The sequence below is a fragment of the uncultured Rikenella sp. genome (assembly GCF_947628055.1).
In the GTDB taxonomy this organism is placed as follows: Bacteria; Bacteroidota; Bacteroidia; order Bacteroidales; family Rikenellaceae; genus Rikenella.
Genome location: NZ_CANQYJ010000119.1, coordinates 1 through 7,230 on the forward strand (window position 1 = coordinate 1; position 7,230 = coordinate 7,230).

6 protein-coding genes are annotated in these 7,230 nt (G+C 40.9%); all 6 read right to left on the minus strand.

Going from position 1 to position 7,230, the window contains the following annotated elements; all coding sequences use genetic code 11:
* Positions 1 to 180 precede the first annotated feature (180 nt).
* Entirely contained in the window at positions 181 to 483 is a 303-nt protein-coding gene (locus Q0Z93_RS09150) for a hypothetical protein (protein ID WP_298064788.1), read from the minus strand.
* Between the two features lie 3 nt (positions 484 to 486).
* A complete protein-coding gene (locus tag Q0Z93_RS09155) occupies positions 487 to 1,437 on the minus strand; it encodes a PD-(D/E)XK motif protein (protein WP_298064790.1) in 951 nt (316 codons plus the stop codon).
* Complete coding sequence (locus tag Q0Z93_RS09160) at positions 1,430 to 3,601, minus strand: Z1 domain-containing protein (RefSeq protein ID WP_298064792.1); 2,172 nt, start codon at positions 3,599 to 3,601, stop codon at positions 1,430 to 1,432. Before Q0Z93_RS09160 ends, Q0Z93_RS09155 begins: the two co-directional genes overlap by 8 nt.
* Entirely contained in the window at positions 3,591 to 5,201 is a 1,611-nt protein-coding gene (locus Q0Z93_RS09165; RefSeq protein ID WP_298064794.1) for an ATP-binding protein, read from the minus strand. Before Q0Z93_RS09165 ends, Q0Z93_RS09160 begins: the two co-directional genes overlap by 11 nt.
* A 1-nt stretch (position 5,202) precedes the next feature.
* The gene (dcm, locus tag Q0Z93_RS09170) at positions 5,203 to 6,621 is read right to left on the minus strand and encodes a DNA (cytosine-5-)-methyltransferase (RefSeq protein ID WP_298064796.1); all 1,419 of its coding nucleotides are present in this window, start codon (positions 6,619 to 6,621) and stop codon (positions 5,203 to 5,205) included.
* Positions 6,622 to 6,765: 144 nt separating this feature from the next.
* On the minus strand, positions 6,766 to 7,230 hold a 465-nt coding region (locus Q0Z93_RS09175; RefSeq protein ID WP_298064797.1), incomplete at its 5' end, for a transcriptional regulator.

Here is a 7,230-nt window from a genome sequence, read left to right on the forward strand (position 1 = left end):
TGATCCACGCCCAGCTGGCGGTGTACTTTGCGGACCGGATGCCGGACTGAGCCGGCGGGACCTTGACATGCGGCGCCGTTGCCGCTAATATGACGCCAAAGGGAACGGCTTCCCTCCGCTCCCTTTGAAAACTCGCTCTATTTGCACCTTTGGGGCGTTTACACAAAATATGGGACTGACTCAGAGGTACTTTTCTTTGAGGAGTTTGGCAACTCGTACATGTGCTATATTAGAACTCTTATATAGCTCTTCCACAACATCTGGAACAGTTTGTCCCTCATAGATGCCTTTGTTCTCTTTCTCCGTATCTATACCATAATAGTTCAAAAATGCTTTACTAAGCCAGCCATGATATTCCTCAGTTTTAAAAAGCTTAACTTCAATAGCAGTGAGGCTTAAGCCCTGGAATAGATAGTAATAGACTATTTCAGGTATTAAGTCATTTATATTTCGATGGTCAAACAAATCGTAAGTTTTGAACATTGTTTATTTCTCCCTAATCCAGGTTGTAATATCTTCTAGGCAAATTCCAGGAAGGTTTTCCAAATCACAGTCATACTCGGCATTAAATACTCCATCAGGTGTCTTTTCGTAGAAATGAGGAATCATATTAGCATCAAAGAATCGAATGTTTTGATCTAAATATGTTTTGTCGTATTTCAATGAAGCAAGAAGGGAATGATCAATACTTGAAACAACTGATTCAATATGGAGGAGAAGACCATAGTTATCTGAATACAACTCTCGGATCAATTCAACTAACAGTTCCAATGATAGTCCCTGATCACTCTTTTGCAGCATAACAGAAACAATCCGAATATCATATAACTCGTTTAATAATTGTTCATGCCTGAAATGATGAATTCTGTTCGGACGAATAGTTGACTTTATCTCAAGACGCTTTTTTGCAGTTAGAGAAAAATCGAATTTCATGCGGCTTTGCGACTGCCAATAATTTGCAAGGTCACAATTATGTTGTCTAAAGTAAAGAATGGTATAAAGTTCTGCAAATAATCCTTGCAGTTCAAGTTCAGAGGCAACTTTATCCTTGGCAAAGAGTGAGGATATTGCGGAGAAAAGTTTAGCAGAGTAATATCTGTCATCATCGTGTGCGGTTACAGAAAAGGCGTGTGTTAACCGTATAAAAGCAAGAAGTGAATCTTCCGAAGATTCTTTACAGGCTAAAAGATGTACAATCCGGGTGCATTCGTTTTGCTCAAGAGAAAAAGTGCATTTTTTATTAAAAGCAAAGAGTAGCGATTTTGTTTCTTGTGTCACTGGAAGTAGTTTTGGCGATTTCGATTCGGCCATAAATATGATGCGTCCGTTATTATCCTTTCCATAGTAACAGTCTTCATCGTTGTCGTGGAATACGATATAGTTATTTTCAGGTAAAGGAATGGACTTTACGCGTTCATAGATATCTTGATTAGTCATTAGTATTCACCACCAGTTCGGATAGTCCTTTTGAACACCATTCAGGAATATATAAAGCAAGAACCGGTGCGTAGAATGATACGCTCTCGATATTTGAAGGTTTAACAAAATGTATTTGCAATTGTAAATGATCTGGGTCTCTATTTACGAGACTTCGGTCTCCTTCATAATATAGTGCAGTATTTGTATTTGGGTTACGACCTTGGAATAACTGAGATATCGTATTATTTTGATTAATCTTACGCGTTTCGTGTTCTTTATCACGCACCCAAACTATATCTACCACTGGATCTAATTCGAGTTTTTGTAAAGCAGCATTCAACTTTGCAAAATATGTTTTATTTAAAACTTCGCTAGGAACATAATCTATTTTTGATAATAGTTCATCATACAAGGCATTAAAGTGTTGGTCATGGAGGCATGCGTGAATTTGTACAGGGTTATGCTCTTCTTCAATTATCATAGATTTATGTCTTTCGCGATAGCCTCTGATGATGTCTGAATCCTTTGCGACCATATCCTCGTCGAAGATAAAGAACTTCTGGGCCTTCCATTCTGACAGGGCGAATTGTTCAGTTTTTGCTACGTTTGCTCTCGTCAGCCTTAAGAATGCGTTTCTGGCCAATTTAAAGATGCGGGGCATGTCTTTGAAGGCTATTCCTCTGTCGCGTGCACGTTCTATTGAAGCCCACATATCTTCATCGTGTTCTAAGATGCTAGTAAAATCATCCTTTATGTCTTTTGTTGTAAAGACACGGCAAACATCAAGATAAGAAGCCTTGTAACCGAACCATCGTGCGCGTTGTTCTGTGTTATCTACATTGCTTTTGCCTTTGGCGCGACGGGTGATATACGTCACAGCTAGACCCTTAATAGTGATTCCACGCTCTACGAGATCGCCGCCAACAAAAATATTAGTCTTGTAAATATTTGAGTTTTCACTAGCATTTTCATCACTATTGCAGATAAGAACGGGTGAACATTTCTTAATCAGAGTTAGTATTGTTGGTTCTAGTTCATCAAATGGGACGCATATAACATCATCAGAAATAAAGGCATTATATGCATCCAGTAGTTGGTGTTTAAGCGAGGAATATGAGATATCTGCATGGCCTGAAAGCTTTGTCTTTGCTTTAACTTTCCAGTCATCTAATATGCCTTGAAGTTTCTTAACAACCGTTCGATGGTCCGGCTTTTTCCTACTTGGGTGAATGAGCATTGCATGATTTCCCATATCACCGCGGCTATATCTAATAGCGTTGCCTACAAAGAACATTGCCATTGCCTTGTAGACAGATTCGGGGACACCGATGTCATCCAAGAGATCACACTCTGACAGCGGAATTTCATATATATGTTTATCGCTGTTCTCTCCGTGGAATTCCTGCAAACCGCAATATCCTTCTCCAGGGTAAACAAGTTCACCAAAATCAGGAGACAGTTTATCGAATGCTTGAATCAATATATTTGCTTGTGGGGTAGCAGTAATAGAAAGAAAGCAGTGACGCCGAAGTTTACTTTTCAGTTCCAATACCGATTCATAGGTGCTACTCATTGAATCGAGATATGCTTTGGTGTTTAGTGTGGCCTGATCACCCTCATCATCGATAATTAAGATGGGCTTGTCTGCAAGGTAACCATCATCAAAAATGTCAGCAATTTGATTGATATGATTAAAGCGTTTTAACCCGACTATAATTACTTTTCTTCCATCTTCAATAAACTCTCGTATTCTCGCTGGGTTGATTAAGGATTTGTTATCATTTGTTTTTAAAACCGTTAATTTCTCAGCATCAACATCAAAGGCGCTTTTGATTCGAGAGGCATTTTGTTTCAGAAGGGGCAATTTGTTTCCACCCAGAACAACGCTAATATCATATCCATTATCAAAAGCTAGAGCTAGTACCGATATGAAGTTAGATGTTTTTCCGCTCTGGACTTTTCCGATTACAATACCTGTTTTAGCGATGTCTTTATCTTCGTTAGGGTTTGGGCATTGATTTAAAATCCTAACGGCATTTGAGAATATATCATTGATGGACTCGGGAGATATATCATCCTTAAGCATTTGTCGTTCAGCACTTTGCTTAAAGAAACCATCTACAGAGATGTTCCAGGGATTTACATCTTCTAAATCCCTAACGGTGATGAGTTCAGTGTCCATGGGTATTATCTCCATTCCGCACGTTCTCTAAGATCTCATTCATTTTTATTCGTATATCACTTGCGTTAATTCGTCCATCACTTGAGAGCAACAAGGACTCTGCTTCTGCTAAAACTAAAGCGATAGCCATCCGCATCAAAATGGGTAGAAAATCACGTTTTTCAATTAATGGCTTGAAGAAGGTATGGCGCATATTGATGGTTATGGTATACTCTGAGTTGCTTACCATTTCGACCAATAGCCATTGTAGGGAGGGGTTGTTTAGTTCAAGATTAATATGGAAGAGGTATTCTGTCCCTTTGTATTTGAACTTATAATCTGCCTGATTACCGCCCTCGACTATTACTCCGTCATCGTCTCTTGTAATTACTTCCGGCTCGTCGACAGTGTGATCAGTGGACGAGTCTGTAGGCATTGGGGCGTGGTCTCGGTTTTGGTCCGTAAGATGATTGCTCTCGTTACTAGGCTGAGTTGTAATCTCTATTGATGTAGTCTCAACGACTCCAGAGTTTGAAAGTTCGTTGATTGCGCTTTGGAACAAATCAGAAGTTTTTATTCTTTCACGTACTCTGAGGCTTTCCGCTTTTTTGCCATATTCACTAACTAGAGGCTCCAAAGCTTCAATAAATGCTTCTTCGAGGCCACTGTTGTGCCAGTCGAAACTATCTTTTGCTTGCGTAACCGGCCAGTTATCCATGTGTAATTCGCCGTATAGACGTTGCCACCTGTAGGAGTTCGAGTCACCAAATAATTCGCTTGGACGATAATTCTTCTCCGATCCTCCGACAATTACACGCCCACGACGAAGAAGAGTGAATCCGCCATCTTTCACGCTGCCGGGGATTCTAATTGCAATAAAACCTTTTACAGTCAGTTCTTTGCCTTCGTGTAGAACATTAAAGCAAATTTCTTTTTTCCATGCTTTCTCTTGACCGTTGACAATTTCTTTAAAAACAGGGGCCTCTTTAAACTGGAGTAACGTTCCATTATAGTAAATTTTGACAAGACCACTTCGTATGTCTTCTCTATAGATACTACTCAACAATTCTTTTACTTTACCGACCGTTCTAGAACCGCTGATTTTTTTGTTTAGATTTTTTATGACAATGCGCGTATAATGATCTTTAGGATGGACGATTTCTTCAGTGACATCTATTTCTTCTGTTTTATATTTTCCTAGTTCATCTGTATTGACTTCGGTATAGTATTTGTTTCTCGAACCATACATAGTAGATTCTACTGACCATAATGATCCAAACCAACAAGCAGCGGTTTTTAGTCCCATACCGAATTCATTACGTCCATCTGTGTTTTTTGGTGGCTTGTCTAAAACAACAGCTCTTTGAAAATCTGACCACTCCATACCATAGGCATCGTCAGTGATGGAGATGCTGTCACCATTTACGGGATCTTCGCGATAGTCAATCTGAATATTGAGGCCTTTAAAATACTTCTGTTGGGACAACTCATCTTGGTGATCATAAAAACTCTGCGTAGAGTTATCAACAAATTCAGCAATAGCCGTCCAGGGTTGGTAACTAAGCCGCTTATATGTAGCATAGACGCCACTTGTCGGTCGAATATTAATCGTTTTTCCCATGTTATCGTACCTCCCAACGGCCTAAATGGAATAAACTCTCGCTCAATACTCTAACTACCTCAACATTCACGGCGTTACCAAGTTGTCGATATATTTGGTTATCAGTACCACAGAATATGAAGTCTTTCCTAAAACTCTGTAGATTGGCAGCTTCGCGAGGGGTAATGTGTCTAAAATGCCCTTTGTGCTCATCCCAAATAATGGGCGTATTTACTATGGCAACGAGTGAAGGATAAAATGTTGGCCGCTTCACACGGATGCCAGATTGTCTGATTTGGATAACTGCGTTTTTTATGTCTGTTACATCAGTACCGCAATTCCATTCAAATTTTTTGTATAGTTTTATTTGATCAAGCATTTTATGCTTTTCAATCCAGCAATCAATAAACTCTCTGTTCTTTAGATAGAAGTCTCTATTTTGGTCAACAAACGCTTTTTTCCAGTCTGGCATATCATTGTACCCTAACTGTTCTTTTAAGCGTTGAGTGTTTTTCTCATTTACACCAAAACAATGAATCCATAAAGGGTAACCAAGAATTGTTATTCCGGTTTCTTTCCTTAACTCGTCCCATGCAAAGATCATCTTTTCTTGCTCAGATGGGATGATGTAGTTATCAGGTACCTCTTCCTCTAGAATTGTCCATGCATCACCGATTTCGCATTTTTTCCGATGACTATCTAGTTCTAAATCATTAATATGTATATAACCATTTGTGAGAATATGGAAATTTCGGTAAAGCTTTTTCACGCCTAATATATATACGCGTTCACGAATTTGTGGAATGCCAAAGTCGGAAGGGGAAAGAATTATAGGCTTTTCTGTGATATAAAAATCCCGCTTCATTAACTCCGTTTTAATTATTTCCCAATTCTCTGTGTGATCAGCCAGATTCCTAACATTTTCAAGAATGAGAAATTTTGCTTCTGGATGAGCGTCAATAATATCTAAAATCTTATAAAACAAACCACCGCGCTTTTTATCATTAAAACCCTCTTGGTGGCCAGCTTTGCTAAATGGTTGACAGGGAAAACCGGCACATAAAACATCAAATGACGCAATAGTAGAGGGATCAATCTTGTTGACATCTCTGCGGATGTCATTATTCTCTACCTTGAAGTTCAATTTGTATGTTTCTACACATGCATCATTGATCTCTGCAGCCATAACACATGTTCCGCCCAAGGACGCCATGGCCTGGTGAAACCCTCCAATTCCCGCGAAAAGATCAATAAACTTGAAAGAATCCGGCAATGAAGTGATAGAGCGCTTGTCTTTTGGCTTAGGGGTATTGTCAGGAATTCTCCAAACACGCCCATCTTTCTTGGCTCCAGAAAGACGTCCTTGTTTGCATAGTGTCGTGATCCAAGCAGGAGTGACATTCCATTTTTCAGCGAGTTCCGTAGCGAATATGTATTTCATAATTACACCAACTGCATTAGTATCTGTACAATTATACCTTAATTGTACATACCGTCATTTTACCAGTGGAGAGCACGTATTTCAACAAAAACTCTTTAAATCGGACAAACCACCCTGGCTAATCTCGATCAGCCAGGGTGGTTCTTATTTGTCTTTCAGGCGGTTCACGAATGCAGCGGTCAGAGCGTCGCTCAGTTGCTTGGAGGGGACGTGCACCCAGTGCTGGGAGGTGTCGAACTTGGGGAAGTAGTGCCGCCAGCGGTCGTACTCTTCCCGGGTGATCTCGCCGGCCTCCAGGCTGGCCGCCTGGCGCCGCCACTCCCTCACGGCGGTCAGAAGGTCCGCGGGCGTTTTGTTGTCCGGGTCCCTGCCAAAGCGTAGACACACCTCTCCGTCCGCCTCCTCCACGGTAAGACCATAGACGTCCTCCAAGGTGAACAGGGTATGCATCAGACCGATAAGGCTGTCTATGTCCGGCACATTCAAAGCCTCCGGCGCCACATCCAGGCCGTAGGCCAGGGCGGCCATCAGATCCGCCTTCGGTGTGCGGGTGCCGGACTCATATTGCGCCACGCGCACGTCGGCAGACCGCTCCGGAAAACCGAGCCC